We start from the raw sequence: 20,560 nt of genomic DNA, 5'->3' as shown, positions 1-20,560 counted from the left end.
ATTTTCTCACAGTTTTGTGAGAAAAATACACACAAAACGGTTGCAAGCAAGACGGGGCGGGATTAAAAACGTTTATTACACACATTTGGTATCTTTACAGTGAATGGAAGAGGAACAAATGACACTGGACGAAGCGCTCACCCATGCCACCGTGTCCGTGCAGACGGCCGGCAAGGTCTTCTACCGGCTCGGCCGAAACGCAGCTTACGACGCTGCGAAACGGGGAGACTTCGGAACCATCAGGATCGGCGGCAAGATTGTCGTCCCGGTGGCGCCGATAGCTGCTCAACTCGGGCTTCGAATGCGGGGTAGCCGAACGCGGCAAGGAAACCGCGGCATGAAGAAATTTTCCCTGCTTGTGAGAATCGAGCCCGATGGTCAGACGATGCGCCTTGATGGCCGCGTAGCCTGGGCGATGAAACAGTTGATCGACGCCGGCCAACGAGGCTGCACGCCTATTACGCACCCTGGGCTACGCTGGTCAGATTACGTCTTCAAAGCGAGGGCTCTCGGCTTCGGCATTGAGACTGTCCACGAAGGACCTGGGGGCCAGTTCCCAGGCCATCATGCGCGATATGTGCTCCACTCCAAAGTGTCTATCCTCCAAGACGTGGCGGCAGCCGCATGAGCGCCGCCGCTGAAAAGCTCGCAAACCCCGTCGATCTCGCGGCCAAGTGGCTGGCAACCGGATCGGCGGATCGCGCGAAAGCGATAATTCCGCAGTTGCAGGAACGGTTCGCCTTACCGCTCAAGGATGCTGTCGAGGTCTGTCGGCAAGCGGCCCTGATCCGGGCGAGGGCGCAGTGATGGCCTTGCTCCGCTCTACGTCCAAAGCCCAGGGGCGCGACTACCCGCCTGAGCATGTTTCCGATGAGGGAGAAGTAATCGAGTTCCGGAATGGAAAGCCGGAAACCCTCTATGCGAAGGCGACGCGCGAACTCGCCGCCTTCAAGTTTGAGCTATACGAAACAGCCGCGGCCGACCCAAAACTAACAGATGCCGCCGTACGAGCCATCGTTGCGATGGCTCGCTACGTCACGGTGGATGAGAGGACGCTTAAGCCTACGGTCGCCTATTTATCGAACATTTCGATGATGGCTGAGGCGGGCATTCGCTCGAAGACCACAGTCGGCAACATTCGTCGGTTGATGATCGAACTCAAATACTGGGTCGACGTGGGCCAGACCGCAGACGGTTGCCGGTTGTACCGCATTGAGAATCCCCGCCGGGATGCTGTTCAAATGCACATACGCGAAGCCCGCGAAAAACTTCGTGAGGATGACACGATCCGGAAAGAGAACGAAAGGAGACGTAATGCGGACCGGAAAGCTGGAAGGGTACCAAAAACTGTTACCCCCCAAGCGCTAGAGGGTGCCAAAATTTGGGACGACAGGATACCAATTTCTGACCCCAATTATCTTAGAGCATACCTTGGAGATTTTAGCTCTGAAGGGAAGACTAACCCGATATCTGAGGTCTTTTCTGATTTGGGTCGCGAATGCCCGTTCCCGGTTCCGCGGACTGAAGAGGAAGCGGTCAACCTTTTGGTGTCGCTGTTCGACGGCAAGGAAAACCGCCCAGGTCTGATCAACTATTTCCGAACCAAGCTGATGAGCGGGAATTTGACACCGGCCGACATCGAAAAGCATCGGGAGGCAGTAGCATGAACCGCGAACCGCAGCAGCTAGCGGTTATCGTAGAGCCCGAAACCTCGGCGGCGCCGACCGCCGTTGTGATCAGCGCTCTTCCCTATATCGCTAGGCGCATGTGGCGGGAGCGAATGCTCGCCCTGCCAAACAATCCCGGCGACGTGGTGGCTCTGCAAACCGTGCGGAGGCAGGCATGAAGAAAGGCAACGAAGCCTTAGCAATGACCGGGCGCTGGCAAGATGGCGAACAAGGCTGGGTCATTCTCGATGGTCGGCGGAACGAGCAGGGCGTCCATGCCGATCACCTGAACAAGGAACCGCAAATGCTGTTCCACGGCAAAGTTCCTGTCCTGCAAGGGCAAGATGCCGCTCATTGCATCCGTGAAATATTGGCGGCCTAATCCATGACGGCAAAAACAAAAATCCTTCCCACGCCCGACAACGCGCACCAATCGAGGCCGTCGCGCCTCTTAAAGATCGACGGCAGCAGCGTCACTATCGACCATACGGCAGCCCAGAAAGCCTTCGGATCATCGGATGAGGATTTCATCAATGGCTTCCTGCACCAGCTGGTTAATGTCGGCAGCCACGGTAAAACGCCAGACGATAAGGGCACGGCCTTCGTTGCCTCGATCGTGAGAGGCATTGAACCGCAGGATCAGATCGAAGCTATGTTGGCATCGCAGATGGCTGCTGTGCACATGGCGACAATGACGTTCGCCCGCCGCCTTGCTCACTGCGAAACTATCCCGCAGCAAGACAGCGCCGAACGTGCTTTCAACAAGCTCACCAGGACATTCGCGGCCCAGGTCGAAGCCCTAAAGAAATACCGCACGGGCGGCCAGCAGCACGTCACCGTGAAGCACGTCACGGTGAACGAAGGCGGCCAAGCTATTGTCGGCAACGTCTCGCATGGGGGGCAGGGTGACCGAAAAAAATAACGTCAACCTCATGAACCTAGCGCCTCGGTGTCATGCTCGGTCGAAGCGGACGGGTTGCCAGTGTCGATCGCCAGCGGTGAGGGGCAGCGCAGTCTGTCGCATGCACGGTGCGGGCGGTGGCGCACCTGAAGGCAAGCGGAACGGCAACTATCGCAACGGAGGCAGGACGAAACGCACAATGGCAGCCTTGGCGATTGTTCAGGCAATGGCGCGAATATGTCGGCAGACGATCGATGATCTGTCTGAGAAATAGGAGGGCGGCGGTGCCCGCCTGCACCCCGCGCCATGGACAGAAAGCCGATCCGCACCACCTTGAACGGCGGTTAATCAGCCGTTAAAGGCGGGCCCCTCCTCCAGCGCGATCAGGAATTTGCCCGGCCGCCACGGTTCGTTGTCGGCGGACGTCCCGTGATAGTGCTTGGCCCGCCCAGCGCCAAAGACCAAGCCTTCTTTCTTCGCCTGCTGAACCACTGCCCGTCCCCACCCCTTGAGGCTCTTGGCCGAGGAGTACAGAGGATTCAGGTAATTCAGGTGGTTGCCCACCGAGGACTCGGCGCCGGCAGCACGGTCCGCCAGCCAGCGATCAACCTCGCGGGCGACCGTCGCCTTGATGTGGCGGCCCGGCATTTTCTCGAGCGAGCCGTAGGCCGTCCGCAGGTTCGAGTTGATGCCCGAGAACTGCCAGCGGGCGTTGCCCACCTTGGCGACGGTGTCGCCCCACTTCCCGGAGGCGAGGCGGTTGAGAACCGTATCTATCACGGCATGGGTCTGGCCGGTGAAAGCCTCGCCCTTCAGAGACGCGACGACTTCGGTCGAGGCGATTTTCTTCAGGTTGGGGACGTCCGTCGGGGTGAGAACGATCATATTCCCCGCCGCCACGGGAGCCGGATATGTTGAGCCGGGGCGGCAGACGAGCGCTTGGCGCTCGATCGAAGGAATACTCCCGGCTGCGTTGCCAGCGGGAGATGCCGAGGCGATGATGAAGAGCAAGGTAACAAGGCAGGCAACGAGGGATTTGATAGTCATCAGCGAACCCGTCCTTTTTGTTCGGCGGTGCCCACGATCGCGGGACCTATGACGGGGTCGTCGGCTAGATGCTGCGCCGGGAATTGGGCGGGGAGCGCCCGTAAAGTCTTTTAAATCAATATCTTAAATTGAGATGGGCCGGACTGGGAGGCCTCTTCGGCTACACATGCTTGCGCCGGGAACTGGGTTAACTTGACGAGCGGGGCGCGGTGCCCAACTGGGAAGAGATAACCTTCAGCTAGTAACTTGTAAGTTTTCTAAACAGACGTATAGTGTCCTTACATAACAGAAAGGGACACAGGTAATGAAACGGGCCGTCGCTTATATCCGCGTTTCGACAGCACAGCAGGGCAAGTCGGGTCTTGGCCTCGAAGCGCAGCGGGTTGCGATTGCAAAATTTGCTGAAGCCGAAGACTTAGAGCTGATCGCCGAATTTCAGGAAGTCGAGACGGGCAAAGGCGCGGATGCTTTGAATAAGCGCCCCCAACTCGCAGCTGCCTTGTCTGATGCCAAGCGCAACGATTGCGCGGTTGTCGTCGCCAAGCTCGATCGGCTGTCCCGTGATGTGGCCTTTATCTCGGCTCTTATGGCGAAGCGGACGCCGTTCATCGTCGCAGAGCTGGGCGCGGACGTATCGCCTTTCATGCTGCACATCTATGCAGCCGTTGCGGAACAGGAACGCGCCATGATTTCACAGCGCACGAAAGACGCGCTCGCAGCCGTCAAGGCCCGTGGCGTAAAGCTCGGCAATCCGCAGATCCGCAAGGCCCAGGAAGCCGCTGCAGAGCGCCGTACGGCCATTGCCAACGGCTTCGCATCCAACGTCCTGCCCATTATCAGAGAAATTCAAGCAACGGGCGCATCCATGCGGAATACGGCCGCCGCCCTCAACGCGCGGGGTATCCCGACGGCTCGCGGTGGCACATGGGCGGCAACGCAGATCAGCGATATTTTAAAGCGTAATGTGGTCTGAAGGCGCTGGCCAGGTTCATGCCGCCAGAACATGTAATATCATCAACCATAAGACTGCGAAGCTCTTGCAAGTATGAAGTACTTGGCGCCTGATGGATTCAGGCAAGAGGGGCGCTAATGTGGTACTACGCGAGAGATTTGGATCACATTGGCCCCTTGTCGCATGATGAGATGGCGGCGTTGATTGCAGACGCAAAGATTAGCGTGGGAACGCTGGTCTGGAATTCAGAAATGGACAATTGGGCACGACTTTCGGACGTGCCTTCGCTGCTAGCACTTATTCTCAAGAAACCGCCGCCATTGCCGGGGTCTTCCCCTGTTCCGCCGGTCATCGCGAACTCCGAAAGCGCGAGCCGTCCGATACTGCAAGAGCAGCCGTTGGCCGGGCCTTGGTTGCGATTTTTTGCCAGAACCCTTGATGTTTGGCTCGCCACGATAGTGGTAATGCTTTCTGCCGGCTTAATGCTTGGTCTCTATTTTCCCGCCGCCTTCATCGCCTTGATCAGTGCTAACGACAGCGTCGTTGGGCTGATTTCCCTACCTGTTGCAATGTTCCTTCTTGCGCTTTGTACGGCCACCCTTGGCAACACGATAGGCAAAGCCATATTCGGCATCAAGGTCCGAAACCTTACTCAGCAAGGGTCGTTCAGGTTCTTCCTGAAAAGAGAATTTCAAGTTTGGGCCCAAGGCTTCGCTTTAGGCATTCCCTTCATCGCGCTGTTTACGCAAGTTTCCCAATACAAGAAGGTAGCTGCCGGCCAACCAACTAGCTACGACTTAGGACGAGGCAGGGTTGAAGGGCGGCATATTTCCATCTTCCGCAAATTGCTAGGTGTGCTGGTGCTGCTCGGTCTGGTCGGGGGCACGCTTGCGCTTGTGGCATACTCGGACCAACAGGACCGGGCAGAGCTTGCATCATTCACTTGGCGGAATCCGATAACCCTCCGATCGACGCAACTCTCTGGCAGGTGGAAACCCACCAACATCAAAGCCGAGAGTGGTGAGATTTACTACTTTGTGTCGGACAGCTTGCTTGCAGAAGCGCTATTTGGCCACGAGAACCTAAGCTCTGGCGACATGTCGCCGCTGGTTTACGCGATGGCCATCCAGCAAGCTATCTCGGAAAACTTTACGGTCGCCACAGAGTGGAAACCTGTCACTGTTGGTGGTCGTCCAGCGCTCCGGGCCAACGGGTCGTCAAAGGTGGATACCAACGTTAGCCTCCAAATCACAATCACCATCGACGGGGATGATGCTTGGCGGACGTTGGTTTTCTCACGTGGCAGAAAGGTCGATGATGCGACTTTTGGCAGGGACTTCGTCGAGGCCGCGTTTTCCTCCATTTAAAATGCCGGGCCAGCATGAGGCTTGCCCGTGCCGGCCGGCGTCGACAGCATGTTTTTTAGCAAATCACCCTCCAAGCCCGTGTCGGTGACCTGCCACCGGATTTTCATCCAGCCGCAATTAGAGCCTCGGCCTGATTGAAGGACGGACTCTAATCAAAGCCGGAGGAAATTACCGTGGCAGGTCATCGGCACCAAAGCACCATCGCGCCATCGTCGAGCGGTGCGAAACACGCGACGCGCGGGCGGTTAGCCGGGCGCGGAGCGGCTTCTTTGGCAGGCTGTTCGGTTAGGGCTTGATCGCGACCCGGCCAGTGTAGTCGGAAGGGATGAGGAACGGCATCTCCTTGCCGAAATAATGCTCAACGGCCCTCTTCGCACCTTCCCAATGACCGAAGTCGTCAAGGATCAGGATGCCGCCACTGACGAGCCGTGGATAAAGAATCTCAAGCTCGACAAGCGTCGAATCATAGAAATCGGTATCCAGGCGAAGCACGGAGATCTTCTGGGGTAGGTTACCTTCATCCAATAACGTCTGGCGGACGTCGCCCGGCACGAACTTCACGCCAAGCATATCGCATCCTGCGAGCCTGAAATTGCGCTGCACCTCGGCGAGCGACGCGTCGCACTTGCCCGCGTTCTCCGCGCCGACATCGTTCTCACCGGGCTCGGTCATTCCCTCGAACGTGTCGAAGACGAATGTGCGCTTGTCAGATCCCAAATTTTCGAACGTTCGTTTTGCAGCGATGGCCTGCCCGCCGCGCCACGTTCCACATTCCACGAAATCGCCTTGAAGCCTAACGGCATATCGGCACGCGAGCATCGTTGCCGCCAAGCGCTCCTTACTGCACATGGTGAGCTTATGTTCGCGGACGTGTTCAAAAACCCGCTCGTCTTCTTCGGAGAACTCAACGGGTGGGGGAGTGGCCTTCGGCGTTCGGCGCAGCTCTAACCCAAGCTTGCCGAGCGCAGTCTTTACAACGGCTTTCAACCTTCGCCCCTGCTTTCGACCCAATCGATCAGAACGTTACCAAGCCAGAGCACGCCTGCTCCCAGCGCCGCGATGGCGCCGCCAATGAGCATGATTGCCGCGCCGATTCCGAAAGGAACCCAGAGCAGAGGGTTGGGCCTGCGCTTCGGCGGCTGCGGTGCCGGCACGGCATCCGTTGACATAATACGTCCATGCGAACCGTTCGGCAGTTCCCTAGGGCACTCGGGGCTTCCACGCGACGCAGGACGTCGGCGCGGCCGATCCAGCCGATCTGCGGCCGGTCGCCCCGGTGATCGCGGCTGTGGCCATAATGCGCCAGCGGACAGCAGCGGCCCTCCAAATAGGATGAACTGACGTCATAGAGCATCAGCACCCCGTCCTCCAGATGCCGCCGCGCCAGGCCATTTTCGATCCGCGTCTGACGCGCGAGCAGCCAGTCCAGCGCCTCGTAGGCCGCGCGCTCCTTCACCTCGCCCAAGCCCAGAACCGCGCCCAGACTGGAGGCCGCCGTCTCCTCATCCACCGCCCGCACAAACCCAAGCTTGGAGCGCGGCGCAATCAGCCGGTCGACCATCATCGCAACCACCAGATCGCAATGGCGCCGCGATGCCGCATCCTTCGTCGTGCTCAAAATCAGCCGGTCCAGCGCGATCTTGCGGATCGTCCCAAGCGCCGCCGCAACATGGCCGTGGGGCAGCGAACGCTCGATCTCCAGCGCGTCCGGTCCGGTGCCGATCACCATCCCGCCCTTCAGCAACGCCTTCAGAGCGTCGATCACATCCCCAGGCAGCTTGCTCAGATTGGCCAAGGTCCGCTTCTGCGCGCGGCCCTGCTCGTCGCGATTCCGCTGTGTAGAAGCCATAAAGTGCCCTGGACTGGGTCAATGCGTTGGCTTCTTCCTTTTTTTCGACCAGATTGTCGTCCCGCCCGCCTTTAGTGAGCACCAAACCGCGAAGATATGGCGTTTGCGCATGATGAATTCCCCCTGCGCAGACTGAACTTCAAAAGCTTCGCCCCCGCAAGAGGCGCCCCTGACGTCTCAACGCGAAATTCCCAGTTAGCCCGCTGCCTCATGGTGGCGGGCTTCATCGTTTGGGGAACAGGCTAAGAACGTGCTGCTACGCTTTTTGCAACGCAACGCTACGGTATCGGACGGGACGACGTGGCACAAACGGCGCTGGCGAGTCTTCAAACCCTTGCTAGAGAAGGCTTTGCAGGGACGCTGCGATATGGCTTGGGATGGCTGGCACCGAATTTCAAGACCGGTGCCTTAAACCGCTCGGCCATCCTCCATCGTGATTTTTCAAGCACCTGGATGCTCGTCCTGATCTCAACGCGTACCCTGTGGGCACGCCTCGGAGATCGTTCGCGCTTCATTGCTCTAGTGCGCCCAACGAAGTCCTGTCAACCGGCTGTTGCCGGTTCCTGCCAAGCGCAGGGCACGGGTGCTTGGCGGCGGGCTTGAGCAGGACGAGCAGCGCTGCGCCGAAGCTCGAAACGCCGTGATTTCTCACAGCGATCGCCGGGACGGCTTGTGCCCAATCTCGCCCGGTTCCGACCATAATCGGTTAATACGGTGATAAACAATTCCTGTGCACAAGGGATTGGGAATCAAGGCGGCGCTGGCATTGTCGGGTAGGTTTTGGCCCGGCCGACGGTCAAGTCGCGGCGCCTTTGTTGAGAGGGGACAATCGAAAAATGCCAAGCACGACGCGCCCGCGTCTTCGTCGCGCTTCCGCTTTCGCGTTGTGTGCCTTGTCGGCTGCCTTGCTGGCGGCTTGCGCGGCGCCGCCACAGCCGAAGACAATGGTCAACAAGAAGCCTCGCTCCAAGGAATATTTTTCGGAATCCGAATATGGCGTAAAAGCCAGCCCGCGCGTTACCTTCAAGATGTCGGGCCTGCAGCGTGGCGGCGGACGCGATCAGCTCGGCAAGCCCTATCAAGTGCGCGGCAAGTGGTATTATCCGAAGGAAGACAAGCGCTACGCCAAGAAGGGTCTTGCCTCCTGGTATGGCGAAGCCTTCCACGGCAGGCTGACCGCCAACGGCGAAGTCTACGACATGACACATCTGACCGGCGCGCATCCGACAATGCCGCTGCCGAGCTATGCGCGCGTCACCAATCTGAAGACCGGCAGCTCGGTCGTCGTGCGCGTCAACGATCGCGGTCCTTACCATGACGGGCGCATCATCGATGTGTCGAAGCGGGCCGCCGAAATGCTCGACTACGCCAATATCGGCACGGCCAAGGTGAAGGTCGAATATGTCGGACGGGCGCCGCTTCACGGCAATGACGAACAGTATCTGATGGCCTCCTATAATCCAGGCAACAGAGTGCCGGATCCGTCGGACGGCCTGCCCACCGGCGTCATGATCGCCATGAACGGACCATCGCCGAGCACGGCGTTGGCCGCCGCCGCTGCCTTTCCCGGCCAGTTGACGAATTCCGCATCGGCACAGCCTGTCGTGGCAGCGCAGACGTCGGCCGCTGGCAGTGTGACGCTGCCCGATTTCGGGCCGATCGTACCGGAACGGCCGCAGATCAATCTGCCGCCGCAATCGCCGTTCAGGGTAGCGACGCTGTCTTACGCCAACGAACGCGTGCAGCGCGCCTCCACTGTCTTTGCCGCGATGGATGGCGCCGGGCCCGCCGAAATCCTGCAATCGTGGAAGCGGCAAGTTCCTACGGCCGCTTTGCCCACGGACTATATCGCGGCGGGCTCGTTCGAGGATGCCGCCGAGGCGCAGCAGGTGGCAACCCAGCTTTCCGGCTTCGGCAAGACCGAAATCCAGCGCTCCGAATTCGAGGGCAAGGACTGGTATTCGGTCAATCTCTATCCGGACGGCCATGGCAGCCTGGACGAGATGCTGCAGGCGGCATGGTCGCATGGCGCGCCGGACGCGCTCGTGGTTCGGAATTGACCGGCAAAACCTGAAGTTTTGGCCGGTTGTCCATCGCGCGGTTGCTCGGCCGGGACAAAGCCTGATAATGCATGTCGCGCAAAAGTGTGCAGCGGTTTTGCGACAACGACATGCATGAAACAACAACCTGAAGCGCGTCGCGTGAGGTCGTCGAACGCGACGCGCTTTAGAGCTTGCCCGGAACTACCGGCTGACAGGTCGAACTTCTCATGAAATTTCGCTTCGCCGCGCCTCTCGCCGGGCTTCTGGGTTTTGGCCTCCTGCTGCTTTCGCTGGCTCCGGCCACGGCGCAGCTTTTCGAAACCAAGGCCGCGCAGGCCTTCATGATCGATGCCGAAACCGGAACGGTGCTGCTTTCCAAGGATGCCGACAGGCCGATTCAGCCGGCGTCGCTGGCCAAGCTGATGACGATGGAAGTGGTGTTCAACGCCATCAAATCGGGGCGCGTGACGCTCGACGATACATACGTGGTGAGTGAGAACGCATGGCGCACCGGCGGCGCGCCATCCGGAACGTCGACGATGTTTGCCCAACTCAAGTCGACGATCCGGCTTCAAGACCTGATCCAGGGCGTGACGGTCCAGGCAGCCAATGACGGCTGCATCATCATCGCAGAAGGGTTTGCCGGGTCGGAGGCGAATTTCGCGACTGAGATGACGGAGCGTGCAAGGCAGATTGGCCTCGAGAAATCGGCATTCGTCAATGCAACCGGTCTGCCGGCCGATGGTCAGCAGACGACGGTTCGAGAGCTTGCGCTCCTGGCCCTGCATATCTGGCGCGAGTACCCGGACCTTTATCGCTACTACGGCCAGAAGGACTTCACTTGGAACAAGATCACCCAGAGGAACCGCAACCCGCTGCTGGCGATGGATATCGGCGCCGACGGCCTGGCTATCGGCAGGAGCGAGGCATCCGGCTTCGGCATCGTCGGCTCGGTCAGCCAAGGTGGCAGGCGGGTCATTGCGGCGATGAGCGGCCTGGCAAGCGACCGCGAGCGCGCCGAAGAAGCGCGAAAGCTGCTCGACTGGGGCCTTCGTTCCTTTGAGAAAACCGAGATTTTCGCCAAGGACGAGGTGGTCGGCGAGGCCCAGGTTTTCGGCGGCGCGAAATCCGGCGTGGCGCTGAAGGCAAAAGCGCCCGTGGTCATCTTCCTGCCGATCGCCAACCGCGACAAGCTGACCGCCAGAATCGTCTATGAGGGACCGGTTGCAGCCCCCGTGGAGGAGGGGCAACCGGTGGGTGCGCTGCGGGTCTGGATCGGGGACACGCTGAGCCAGGAAACGCCGCTTTTCGCCGCCGAAACGGTTGGCGTCGGCTCGCTGCCGCAACGCGCGCTCGATGCCGCCAAGGAACTGGCGGTCGGCTGGCTGCGTTAGCGGGCGCGGCGTGGACCTTTTCTCAAGTCAGGACTATTACGGTCCCGCAGCATGGACAAAGGCTTTGGTGAGCGGATTCTTCATCACCTTCGAAGGCGGAGAAGGGGCAGGCAAGTCGACGCAGATCGAGCGCCTGGCCGGCAAGATGCGCGCCAAGCAATACGATGTCCTTGTCACGCGCGAGCCGGGCGGCTCGCCAGGCGCAGAGGCGGTCCGGCATGTACTGCTTTCCGGCGCTGCCGAGCCATTCGGCCCCAGGATGGAGGCGCTGCTGTTCGCCGCCGCGCGTTCCGACCATGTCGAGCAGGTCATCCGGCCGGCGGTCGAGCGGGGCTCGATCGTGCTTTGTGATCGCTTCATGGACTCCTCGCGCGTCTACCAGGGCGTCACCGGCGGCCTCGATCCAGCCTTCATGGACGCGCTGGAAAAGGTCGCCATCAACGGCATGGTGCCCGACATGACGCTGATCTTCGATGTCGACCCGGCCGAAGGACTGCGGCGCGCCACTGCACGGCGGGGCACCGATGCCGGCGCCGACCGCTTCGAAAAGGAAACGCTCGATATCCACCAGCGCCGCCGCGAAGCCTTTCTGGCGATCGCCGCGGCAGAACCCGAGCGCTGCATCGTCATCGACGCGTCCGCCGACCCCGACACGGTGGAGAATGTCGTCACCGGCGCCGTGTTCGCGGCGCTGGAGACGATGACGCCGAGGCACAGGAAGCAGGCGCCGGGATGATTTTCCAACGGATCGCACCAGAACAGCACGACACGCTTGACGGGGTACCGGAGCCATCCGAGACGCCGCGTCTGGTCGGACATGACCAGGCAGCGAACATGCTGGCGTCAGCCTATCGCTCCGGGAAGCTGCCGCATGCGCTGATCTTTGTCGGGCCGGTCGGCATCGGCAAGGCGACGCTCGCCTTTCATCTGGCGCATAATCTGTTGAAGCATCCGGCGTTCGAACAGGCGCCGGAGGTCCTTGCCGTTCCCGATCCGGCGTCATCGCTGTTTCGCCAGATCGCCACCGGCGCGCATCCCTCGGTGCTGCATCTGACCCGCCCGCCGAACGACAAGACCAAGAGTTTCAAGACGGTCGTCACCGTCGACGAGATCCGCAAGGTTAGCCGTTTCCTGTCGCTGACCTCGCATGACGGCAGCTACCGGGTGGTGATCGTCGACCCGGCCGACGACATGAATACCAATGCGGCCAACGCCTTGCTGAAGAATCTTGAAGAACCGCCGGCACGCACCTTGTTCATCCTCATCGTCCATGCGCCGGGCAGCCTGCTGCCGACCATCCGCTCACGCTGCCAGATGGTGCGGCTGACGCCGCTCGATGCCGAGAGCCTGATGACGGTTTTGGAAAGCGTCGAACCACCGCCTCCGGACGATCCCGCGGCGCGCGCGGCACTGGCCAAGCGGGCAGGGGGCAGCGCCCGCACCGCAATCCTGTTGACGCAGTATGGCGGGCTGGAAATCGCCGAGACGCTCGACGCCCTGGCGACAGCGGCAAAGAGCGATGTTGCCGGCGCCTATCGCCTCGCCGAGGCGGTCGCCGGGCGCGACCGGGCGATCCAGTTCGATATTTTCAATCGCCGTGCGCTCGACCTGCTCTCGACCGGCGCAAGCCAGGCCGCGCTGGCGGGCGATCTGGCGCGGGCCAAAACGCTGTCAGACACTTGGCACGAGGCTTTGAACGCTATATCTGAAACCGACACCTACAATCTCGACAAGAAGCAGCATGCCTTGACCATGATCGACCGCCTGAATTCTGCAATGCGAATGTGACGGCCCATCGGGATGGCAATCGCCGTTTCGATGCGATATCCACCGACATCTTTCATTCAGACATTCATGACGGTTCATTCATGTCACGCGAAAAATACTACCTCACGACGCCGATTTTCTATCCGAACGGCAAGCCACATATCGGTCATGCCTACAATGTCATCGCCAGCGACACGCTGGCCCGTTTTCAGCGGCTCGACGGTAAGGACGTCTTCTTCGTCTCGGGAACCGACGAGCACGGTTTGAAGATGCAGCAGACGGCGGACGCCGAAGGCCTGACGCCGAAAGCGCTTGCCGATCGCAATTCGGCGATCTTCCGCTCGATGCTTGAAGCGACCGGCTGTTCGAACGATATTTTCATCCGCACCACCGAGGAGCGCCACTACAAGGCCTGCCAGGCGATCTGGACACGCATGGCGGAAAATGGCGACATTTATCTCGACCGCTATAGCGGTTGGTATTCGGTGCGGCAGGAAGCCTATTTCGACGAGGCCGAAACCAAGGTCGGCGACGACGGCGTCCGTCGCGAACCGCTCGGCTCGCCCGTCGAATGGACCGAGGAAGAGAGCTATTTCTTCCGCCTTTCCGCCTATCAGGATAGGTTGCTCGCGCTCTATGAGAACAGCCCCGAATTTGTCGGACCGGCGGAGCGGCGCAATGAAATCGTCAGCTTCGTCAAATCCGGGCTGAAGGACCTGTCGATCTCGCGCACCACGTTCAAATGGGGCGTGCCGGTGCCGGGCGACGACAAGCATGTGATGTATGTCTGGGTCGATGCACTGACCAACTACATCACGGCTGCCGGTTATCCGGATGCGGCCGATGACAGATGGTCCTTCTGGCCGGCGAACGTCCACGTCATCGGCAAGGACATCGTCCGCTTCCATGCCGTCTACTGGCCGGCCTTCCTGCTGTCGGCAGGGATCGAACTGCCGAAGCGCGTATTCGCGCATGGCTTTCTGTTCAACCGCGGCGAGAAGATGTCGAAGTCGGTCGGCAATGTCGTCGACCCGTTTGCGATGATCGAGCATTACGGCCTCGATCAGGTACGCTATTTCTTCATGCGCGAGGTGCCGTTCGGCCAGGACGGCAGCTACAGCCACGAGGCCATCGTCAACCGCACCAATGCCGACCTCGCCAACGGCCTTGGTAATCTGGCGCAGCGCTCGCTGTCGATGATCGCCAAGAACTGCGGCGGCGTGGTGCCGAAACGCAGCGATCTGGCGGAGGCCGACAGGGCGATCCTCGACCAGACGGTGGAGGCGGTTGCTGCTGCACGCAAGATGATGGCGGAGCAGGCCATCCATCTGGCGCTGGCGGCGATTTTTGGCGTCGTGGCGGAGGCCGATCGCTACTTCGCCTCGCAGGAACCCTGGGCGCTCAGAAAGACCGATCCGGCGCGCATGGAAACGGTGCTGTGGACGACCGCGGAAGTCGTCCGACGCGTGGCGCTGCTGTGCCAGCCCTTCATTCCGGGGTCGGCCGCCAAGCTGCTCGACCTGCTGGCTGTGCCACAGGACCGTCGCGATTTCGCGCATGTCCACGCGGACTATGCGCTGGTATCGGGGGTTGCCTTGCCCGCGCCGGAGGGCGTGTTTCCGCGTTACGTCGAGCAGCCGGACGCGAACATCTGATGTTGGTCGACAGTCACTGCCATCTCGACTTTCCGGATTTCGCTGAGGAGCGGACGGCCATCGTCGCCCGCGCCTTGGCCGCTGGAATCGGTCGCATGGTGACGATCTCGACGCGTGTGAAAAAATTTCAGCAAGTACTTGAGATCGCAGAATCTTTCGACGAAGTCTATTGCTCGGTCGGCACCCATCCGCACAACGCCGCCGAGGAACTGGACGTGACTGTCGAGGCGCTTGCCCGGCTGTCCGCGCATCGCAAAGTGGTGGCGATCGGCGAGGCCGGGCTCGACTATTTCTACGATCATGCGCCGCGCGACGCGCAGGCTCAGGGCTTTCGCACGCACATCGCGGCAGCGCGGGAGACGGGCCTGCCTCTGGTCATCCATGCGCGTGATGCCGACAGCGACATGGCTGATATCCTCGAGGACGAAACAGGGAAGGGCGCCTTCTCCTTCGTCCTGCACTGCTTTTCGTCCGGGCGCAGGCTGGCCGAGATCGGCGTGGCGCTCGGCGGCTATGTTTCCTTTTCCGGCATCGTGACTTTCAAGAATTCGGCCGAGCTGCGCGCCATCGCCGCCGATGTGCCACACGACCGCCTGCTGGTCGAAACCGACGCGCCGTACCTGGCGCCGATCCCGTTTCGCGGCAAGCGCAACGAGCCGGCCTATGTCGCGCATACGGCCAAGGTGCTGGCCGAAACGATCGGCGTCAGCGAGGCTGACATCGCCGCTGTCACCACGGACAATTTCTTCCGGCTGTTCAGCAAGATGCCGCGCCCGACCGCGCTGAGCGTTTGACGCATGAGCGACCGGCTGCGCCTCACCATTCTCGGCTGCGGCTCATCGCCGGGCACGCCGCGCATCACCGGGGACTGGGGCGATTGCGATCCGGCCAACCCGAGGAACCGGCGCATGCGCACCTCAGCGCTCATCGAGCGGATCGCGGCAAACGGCGACAGGACCACAGTCGTCATCGACACCGGGCCGGATTTCCGCGCGCAGATGCTGCTGGCTTCAGTCAGGCGCATAGATGCGGTCGTCTATACGCATCCGCATGCCGACCACATCCACGGCATCGACGATTTGCGCGGCTTCGTGCTCGAGCAGCGTCATCGGATCGATATCCACGCCGACCAGCCGACCATGCTGCGGTTACGGGAAGCATTCGGCTATTGTTTCGAAACACCGTTAGGCAGTTCCTATCCGCCCATTGTCGAGCCCCATATCATCGACCATGCCAGGCCGGTGGTGATCGAAGGCGAGGGGGGTGCCCTGACCCTCGAGCCGCTGCCGCAGATCCATGGCGACATCATATCGCTTGGGTTTCGCATCGGCGGCCTCGCCTATTGCCCCGATGTCAGTGATTTCCCCGACGCCACCGCCGAACGGCTGCGCGATCTCGACGTGCTGGTCATCGATGCGCTGCAATACAGGCCGCATCCGAGCCATCTGTCGCTCGGCCAGGCACTCGGCTGGATCGAAAAACTGGCGCCGAAAAAGGCCGTACTGACGCATATGCATGTGCCGCTCGACTACGCTGCGGTGATGGCCGAGACGCCGGCCGACGTCGACCCGGCCTATGACGGCATGACGATCGAAATCCCTTATGAATCTGCATGATAGGTTCGGTTCTTCATGGCCGGAAGCATTGATCGTGTGACCAGGGCAGCGGCCGATGCCGGCCTCGACATCGAAATCAGGCGCATGGGCGCCTCGACACGCTCCGCCGAGGAAGCCGCCGCGCGATGCGGCTGCACAGTCGCCCAGATCGTCAAATCCCTGGTGTTCCAGGGAGAAACCAGCGGAAAGCTGTTTCTCTTCCTGGTTTCCGGCTCCAACCAGCTCGATCTAGCCAAGGCTGCAGCACTGGCCGGCGAGTTGCTGAAGCGCGCCGACCCGCGGCAGATCCGCGACGAGACTGGATTTGCAATCGGCGGCGTGGCGCCGATCGGCCATCTGATTGCAATCCCGGCGTTCGCCGACGAAACGCTGCTCGGTTTCGATCGTGTTTGGGCAGCGGCCGGCGCGCACGACGCGGTGTTCGCCGCCGAGCCACAGGCAATGATCAGGGCAGCGCAGGCTGTCGTGGCGAAGCTGGCAGTCTGAATCGGACGCGCCTGATACGCAGCCTCGGGGGCTGAAGCGAGCGCCGCCCGGCGCACTCTATTCGGCGGCGATGGCGGTGGGCGGCTGCATGATTTCGGGCGCCGCCGGCGCGAACAACATCTTTACGACGTTGCGGAAGGCGAGGATCTGGCGTTCGAGGACACGCGGGTCGCCGAGCCCGCGCGACATGATGATGCCGCCATCGATCACACAGGAGAACATGATGGCGACGTCGTCGAGGTCCATGCCCTTGCGGGCAGGATAAACGGCCGCGATCTCGTTCAGCGCATCGCGAAACCGCCCGTTCCAGGAGCGGACCGCGGCGGCGGCGATGTCGCGAACGGTGCGGTCAAAGAGGCGCTCCTGATAGGTGAACGTCGCGATCAGGCAGCCGGGGTGGCCGTTCGGCAAGTCACCCATCAGCTCGGCAAGCAGCTTGAGCGTGATCAGGAACGACTGCAACGGATCATCGGACAATTGCCTGCCGCGGTGAAACACATCATCGAAGATGCGATCGTTCTCCGCGACGTAGCGCAGCATCAAGGCGCGGGCGAGTTCGTTCTTGTCCTTGAAATGATAGAAGAAGCCGCTCTTGGTGATGCCGGCTTCGGCGATCACCTCCTCGATGGAAGTCGCGCCGAACCCCTTGGCGAGCACCGAGGCCTCGGCGATCTCCAGAATGCGTTCGCGCGTTTCCGCACCTTTGCGCATGACCGAATGCCCTCAAATCTACTGTACCGGCGGTATGGTTTTCACACCCGCCACCATCGGCACCGATAGCAATATGACCGGCCCAGCGCGGCTATCCGTCTGTAAATGCTGCGGTTTCCGCTTCGGTGGAGTACCGGACCACAAGCCTTCTACCGCACCGGCGGCACGTACTGCTAAAACCTGGCTATTGCGAACCGGCCGCCATCAGGGCGGCACGGTGTCATCTTACCACTGGAGACAAACATGGCCAAGTACCGCCAGAATCTGCCGCAACTCGCCAATAGAACATTCCTGAGCGATGGCGGCATGGAAACGACCCTCATCTTTCACGAAGGCCTCGACCTTCCGCACTTTGCTTCATTCACGCTGATGGCAACGCCTGAAGGCCGGCAGAAGCTGAGGGAATATTTCGTCCGTTATCTGACCATTGCGCGCAGAAGCGGGACCGGCTTCATCCTCGACACGCCGACGTGGCGAGCCAACCCCGATTGGGGAACCTTGCTCGGCTACGGGCCGGAAGCGTTGCGGGCCGTCAACGAGGCCTCGATCGAGCTTCTTCTCGACCTGCGCAATGAGTTCGAGACCGCCGAAACGCCGTGCGTCATCAGCGGCGCGATCGGGCCGCGCGGCGACGGCTACAAAGCCGGCAAGATGGACGCCAGCGAGGCCGAAGCCTATCACGCGGCGCAGATCGAGAGTTTCGCGCGGACCGAGGCCGACATGGTTGCGGCCTATACGCTCACCAATTTCCACGAGGCAATCGGCGTGGCGCGGGCTGCCAAGGCGCATGCCATGCCGTGCATGATCTCGTTCACCGTGGAGACGGACGGCAAGCTGGTGACCGGCATGGCGCTCGGCGAGGCGATCGACAGGGTCGACGACGCGACAGACGGTGCGCCGGCCTACTATATGATCAACTGCGCCCATCCGACGCATTTCATGCAGGCGCTGAACAAGGGCGAGCGCTGGCTCGATCGCGTCTATGGCGTGAAGGCGAACGCTTCAACCAAAAGCCATGCCGAACTGGATGAATCGGAAACGCTCGACGCGGGCGACCCGGACGATCTCGGGCGGCGCTACAGCAGGCTGACAGCTTCGTTTCCGACGATGCGCATCCTGGGCGGTTGCTGCGGCACCGACCACCGGCACGTCGCGGCGATCTGCGAGGCCTGCGTGCCACAGGCGGCGTAGGAACTTGTGTGCGTCGCAGGAGGCGCAACGCCATCAACCGCAGTTCCGCTGGTTCCAAAGGAAACAAGGAACTGCGGTTGGGCCGAAAAGCAACGCAATCACAACGCACATCAGTTCCATAATCTATCTTATGCGACTTTCTGATGGGTGGAATTCTCAGCGTGAACCGACGGAAAGCCTCTCTGATTTTTGCGTCGATCGGCTTAGCGTAGGATTTCGTCCCCTACAGCACCGAAATCCTCAAGACCATCAAAATGACCGCCTCCCTTTCTCGGCTTCCCCGATCGTCTCGCCAATGGCCACACGCCCGTGCGGTGATCTTCGGAGCCGGTCACGGCAGCACCTATCCCGGCACGGCAAGCCGGTCTGCTGCATCGACGCCGGCGACATCCCGACCACCATGCATGCGGCGACTGAGGCCGAGCACAAGGCCCCCAGCCGAACAGGCCGGTGCCTTCCGCTCTGTCGGCAAAACGCGAAACTTCCGCCGAAGCGATCTTCGGGGTTACCGCAACGGCCTTGCATCCGCGTTGATTGGTTGGGTCCCTCGCCCCGCAAGCGCCTGATGTATATGCGTGAGGGCGCTCGACAGCACTGGCCGTGGGCATGCGATGTTGAGGCGAACATGGCAGCCACCGTTCGACACGAACATCTCACCGCCTTCCAGTACGACGCCTGCTTTTTCCAGGAAGAAGCGCGTCAGGTTGATCGGCCGTGGGAAATAGGCCGACAAGTCGACCCAGCGAGATAGGTCGCATCGGGGATCTTGAAGCGGGCTTGTTGCAGATGTTGGCCAAGGAAGGCCGCAACCATCCGAAAGTTTTCGTCGAGATAGGTGCGTAGCGCGTCCAGCCACGCACCTCCATCGGTGTAAACCGCGACCGCCGCGGCAAGGCTGATCGGATTGACGAACGGATAGTGCCGCTCGCGCCACTGCGCGCGAAGCGACGGATCCGGGATGATGACGGTCGCGAGCATCAGTCCAGCGAGGTTGAACGTCTTGCTGACCGCCATACAGGTGACGATGTCCTTGCTGTCCGGAAACAGCTTCGCCAGCGGGAGGTGCCGTTTGCCCCGACGCAACAAATCGGCGTGAATTTCGTCCGACACCACACGAACGGCATTGGCGAAGCAGAATTCGCCCACACGGCGCAGTTCGTGCTCCGTCCAGGCGCGGCCGGTTGGATTGTGTGGGTGGCACAGGAAGAACAGCGTGACAGACGGGTCCTTCACCTTCGCCTCGAAATCGACGAAGTCGATTTCATAAAGCCCATCCTTCAAGACGAGCGCGGATGACACCAGTTCATGGCCGGTCTGAACGGCTGCGCGCTGGAAATAGCCATAGGCGGGCGTGAGGGTCAGAATTTTGTCTCCTGGCGCGCAAAGATACTCCGCAAGCGCATAGAGCGCCGGGATAACGCCCAGCGACACCTGCAAGGCCTCGCGTTCGAAGCGCCAGTCGTATCGCTCGACGCACCAGGGATGGAACGCGTCGTAGAGTTCGTCGCCCATGTTCATCGTGTACCCGAAGATCGGGTGCGCCAGCCGTTCCGTCATTGCATCGAGGGCAGCTTGCGGCGCGGCGAACTGCATGTCCGCGACCCACATCGAGATCAATTCAGATCGAGGGACTGGCAACTTCAAATCGGCGTCGCCGCCGAACAGATAGTTCTCGAAACCGTCCTCGGCCACGGCGTTGGTCGCGGTGCGTGGAATGATGCGGTCGAAGTCGAAGGTCATGGGTGCGCCAGTATCAACAGGACTGCGAGCGACGGCATTGCCGCCATCATGTTCGGAGGGCCGGCCGACATTGGACGGCCAATGACGACGCGATTGGCAAGGGTGGCGCCCGACAGGTCGCAGGAGGTGAATAGCTTGCTCATGGTAGTTGCGGGCGCCCGGTGTCGACAGGAAG

The 20,560-nt window shown here is 60.9% G+C and carries 23 protein-coding genes and 1 pseudogene; 17 read left to right on the top strand and 7 right to left on the bottom strand.

Features of this window, described 5'->3' with window-relative positions; translation table 11 throughout:
- Window positions 1-94: 94 nt before the first annotated feature.
- Window positions 95-442 (bottom strand): hypothetical protein, encoded by a 348-nt coding sequence (locus tag AC0L2M_RS24665; RefSeq protein WP_473536165.1) that lies wholly within the window; start codon window positions 440-442, stop codon window positions 95-97.
- Here AC0L2M_RS24665 and AC0L2M_RS24660 point away from each other — a divergent pair.
- Genes AC0L2M_RS24660 through AC0L2M_RS24635 form a run of 6 tightly spaced genes read left to right on the top strand, consistent with a single transcriptional unit; the run spans window position 338 to window position 2,589 of the window.
- Window positions 338-628: a winged helix domain-containing protein gene (locus AC0L2M_RS24660; RefSeq protein WP_473536162.1), complete on the top strand. Its 291-nt coding sequence runs from the start codon at window positions 338-340 to the stop codon at window positions 626-628. The two genes, AC0L2M_RS24665 and AC0L2M_RS24660, sit on opposite strands and share 105 nt — an antisense overlap.
- The gene (locus tag AC0L2M_RS24655) at window positions 625-807 is read left to right on the top strand and encodes a hypothetical protein (RefSeq protein ID WP_473536132.1); all 183 of its coding nucleotides are present in this window, start codon (window positions 625-627) and stop codon (window positions 805-807) included. The genes AC0L2M_RS24660 and AC0L2M_RS24655 overlap by 4 nt, the downstream gene beginning before the upstream one ends.
- The gene (locus tag AC0L2M_RS24650) at window positions 807-1,667 is read left to right on the top strand and encodes a hypothetical protein (protein WP_473536131.1); all 861 of its coding nucleotides are present in this window, start codon (window positions 807-809) and stop codon (window positions 1,665-1,667) included. Before AC0L2M_RS24655 ends, AC0L2M_RS24650 begins: the two co-directional genes overlap by 1 nt.
- Window positions 1,664-1,846 (top strand): hypothetical protein, encoded by a 183-nt coding sequence (locus AC0L2M_RS24645; RefSeq protein ID WP_473536130.1) that lies wholly within the window; start codon window positions 1,664-1,666, stop codon window positions 1,844-1,846. Before AC0L2M_RS24650 ends, AC0L2M_RS24645 begins: the two co-directional genes overlap by 4 nt.
- A complete protein-coding gene (locus AC0L2M_RS24640) occupies window positions 1,843-2,049 on the top strand; it encodes a hypothetical protein (protein ID WP_473536129.1) in 207 nt (68 codons plus the stop codon). The genes AC0L2M_RS24645 and AC0L2M_RS24640 overlap by 4 nt, the downstream gene beginning before the upstream one ends.
- Window positions 2,050-2,052: 3 nt before the next feature.
- A complete protein-coding gene (locus AC0L2M_RS24635) occupies window positions 2,053-2,589 on the top strand; it encodes a hypothetical protein (RefSeq protein WP_473536128.1) in 537 nt (178 codons plus the stop codon).
- A gap of 327 nt (window positions 2,590-2,916) precedes the next feature.
- Here AC0L2M_RS24635 and AC0L2M_RS24630 read toward each other — a convergent pair whose 3' ends face one another.
- The gene (locus tag AC0L2M_RS24630; RefSeq protein ID WP_473536127.1) at window positions 2,917-3,615 is read right to left on the bottom strand and encodes a cell wall hydrolase; all 699 of its coding nucleotides are present in this window, start codon (window positions 3,613-3,615) and stop codon (window positions 2,917-2,919) included.
- 304 nt (window positions 3,616-3,919) lie between these two features.
- Between AC0L2M_RS24630 and AC0L2M_RS24625 the strand changes: the two genes are divergently transcribed.
- Together AC0L2M_RS24625 and AC0L2M_RS24620 are read left to right on the top strand one after the other, a co-directional pair.
- Window positions 3,920-4,588 carry a recombinase family protein gene (locus AC0L2M_RS24625; protein ID WP_473536126.1) on the top strand — a complete coding sequence of 223 codons (669 nt, stop codon included), beginning with the start codon at window positions 3,920-3,922 and terminating at the stop codon, window positions 4,586-4,588.
- Between the two features lie 116 nt (window positions 4,589-4,704).
- Window positions 4,705-5,934 (top strand): RDD family protein, encoded by a 1,230-nt coding sequence (locus AC0L2M_RS24620; protein ID WP_473536125.1) that lies wholly within the window; start codon window positions 4,705-4,707, stop codon window positions 5,932-5,934.
- Between the two features lie 285 nt (window positions 5,935-6,219).
- On the opposite strand, the gene AC0L2M_RS24615 is transcribed toward AC0L2M_RS24620, so the two are convergent.
- Together AC0L2M_RS24615 and AC0L2M_RS24610 are read right to left on the bottom strand one after the other, a co-directional pair.
- The gene (locus AC0L2M_RS24615; RefSeq protein ID WP_473536124.1) at window positions 6,220-6,921 is read right to left on the bottom strand and encodes a TylF/MycF/NovP-related O-methyltransferase; all 702 of its coding nucleotides are present in this window, start codon (window positions 6,919-6,921) and stop codon (window positions 6,220-6,222) included.
- 268 nt (window positions 6,922-7,189) lie between these two features.
- Window positions 7,190-7,762: pseudogene (locus AC0L2M_RS24610) on the bottom strand (IS1634 family transposase); the annotation flags it as partial.
- A gap of 857 nt (window positions 7,763-8,619) precedes the next feature.
- Here AC0L2M_RS24610 and AC0L2M_RS24605 point away from each other — a divergent pair.
- The 8 genes from AC0L2M_RS24605 (at window position 8,620) to AC0L2M_RS24570 (ending at window position 16,743) form a co-directional block, all read left to right on the top strand.
- On the top strand, window positions 8,620-9,843 hold the full coding sequence (locus AC0L2M_RS24605) for a septal ring lytic transglycosylase RlpA family protein (protein WP_473536123.1): 1,224 nt from the start codon (window positions 8,620-8,622) through the stop codon (window positions 9,841-9,843).
- A gap of 209 nt (window positions 9,844-10,052) precedes the next feature.
- The gene (locus AC0L2M_RS24600; protein WP_287173825.1) at window positions 10,053-11,219 is read left to right on the top strand and encodes a D-alanyl-D-alanine carboxypeptidase family protein; all 1,167 of its coding nucleotides are present in this window, start codon (window positions 10,053-10,055) and stop codon (window positions 11,217-11,219) included.
- 64 nt (window positions 11,220-11,283) lie between these two features.
- Window positions 11,284-11,955, top strand: a complete 672-nt coding sequence (gene tmk / locus AC0L2M_RS24595; protein ID WP_128169057.1) for a dTMP kinase — start codon at window positions 11,284-11,286, stop codon at window positions 11,953-11,955.
- A complete protein-coding gene (locus AC0L2M_RS24590) occupies window positions 11,952-13,007 on the top strand; it encodes a DNA polymerase III subunit delta' (RefSeq protein WP_473536122.1) in 1,056 nt (351 codons plus the stop codon). Before tmk ends, AC0L2M_RS24590 begins: the two co-directional genes overlap by 4 nt.
- A gap of 80 nt (window positions 13,008-13,087) precedes the next feature.
- A complete protein-coding gene (gene metG / locus AC0L2M_RS24585; RefSeq protein ID WP_023799204.1) occupies window positions 13,088-14,641 on the top strand; it encodes a methionine--tRNA ligase in 1,554 nt (517 codons plus the stop codon).
- The gene (locus tag AC0L2M_RS24580) at window positions 14,641-15,435 is read left to right on the top strand and encodes a TatD family hydrolase (RefSeq protein WP_473536121.1); all 795 of its coding nucleotides are present in this window, start codon (window positions 14,641-14,643) and stop codon (window positions 15,433-15,435) included. Before metG ends, AC0L2M_RS24580 begins: the two co-directional genes overlap by 1 nt.
- Before the next feature lie 3 nt (window positions 15,436-15,438).
- On the top strand, window positions 15,439-16,257 hold the full coding sequence (locus AC0L2M_RS24575) for an MBL fold metallo-hydrolase (protein WP_473536120.1): 819 nt from the start codon (window positions 15,439-15,441) through the stop codon (window positions 16,255-16,257).
- Window positions 16,258-16,272: 15 nt separating this feature from the next.
- Window positions 16,273-16,743, top strand: coding sequence for a YbaK/EbsC family protein (locus AC0L2M_RS24570; RefSeq protein ID WP_473536119.1), 471 nt, complete (start codon window positions 16,273-16,275; stop codon window positions 16,741-16,743).
- 57 nt (window positions 16,744-16,800) lie between these two features.
- Here the strand turns inward: AC0L2M_RS24570 and AC0L2M_RS24565 are convergent, their stop codons facing one another.
- Entirely contained in the window at window positions 16,801-17,454 is a 654-nt protein-coding gene (locus AC0L2M_RS24565) for a TetR/AcrR family transcriptional regulator (RefSeq protein WP_473536118.1), read from the bottom strand.
- 243 nt (window positions 17,455-17,697) lie between these two features.
- Here AC0L2M_RS24565 and AC0L2M_RS24560 point away from each other — a divergent pair, with 243 nt between their 5' ends.
- Window positions 17,698-18,645, top strand: coding sequence for a homocysteine S-methyltransferase family protein (locus tag AC0L2M_RS24560; protein ID WP_473536117.1), 948 nt, complete (start codon window positions 17,698-17,700; stop codon window positions 18,643-18,645).
- 699 nt (window positions 18,646-19,344) lie between these two features.
- On the opposite strand, the gene AC0L2M_RS24555 is transcribed toward AC0L2M_RS24560, so the two are convergent.
- Together AC0L2M_RS24555 and AC0L2M_RS24550 are read right to left on the bottom strand one after the other, a co-directional pair.
- Entirely contained in the window at window positions 19,345-20,337 is a 993-nt protein-coding gene (locus AC0L2M_RS24555; RefSeq protein ID WP_473536116.1) for a MalY/PatB family protein, read from the bottom strand.
- A gap of 44 nt (window positions 20,338-20,381) precedes the next feature.
- Entirely contained in the window at window positions 20,382-20,528 is a 147-nt protein-coding gene (locus tag AC0L2M_RS24550; RefSeq protein WP_473507659.1) for a hypothetical protein, read from the bottom strand.
- Window positions 20,529-20,560 lie beyond the last annotated feature (32 nt).

The organism is Mesorhizobium sp. WSM4806, from assembly GCF_055811635.1.
Note: the sequence above shows the minus strand (reverse complement) of the source record. Positions and strands in the feature narration are given on the sequence as shown.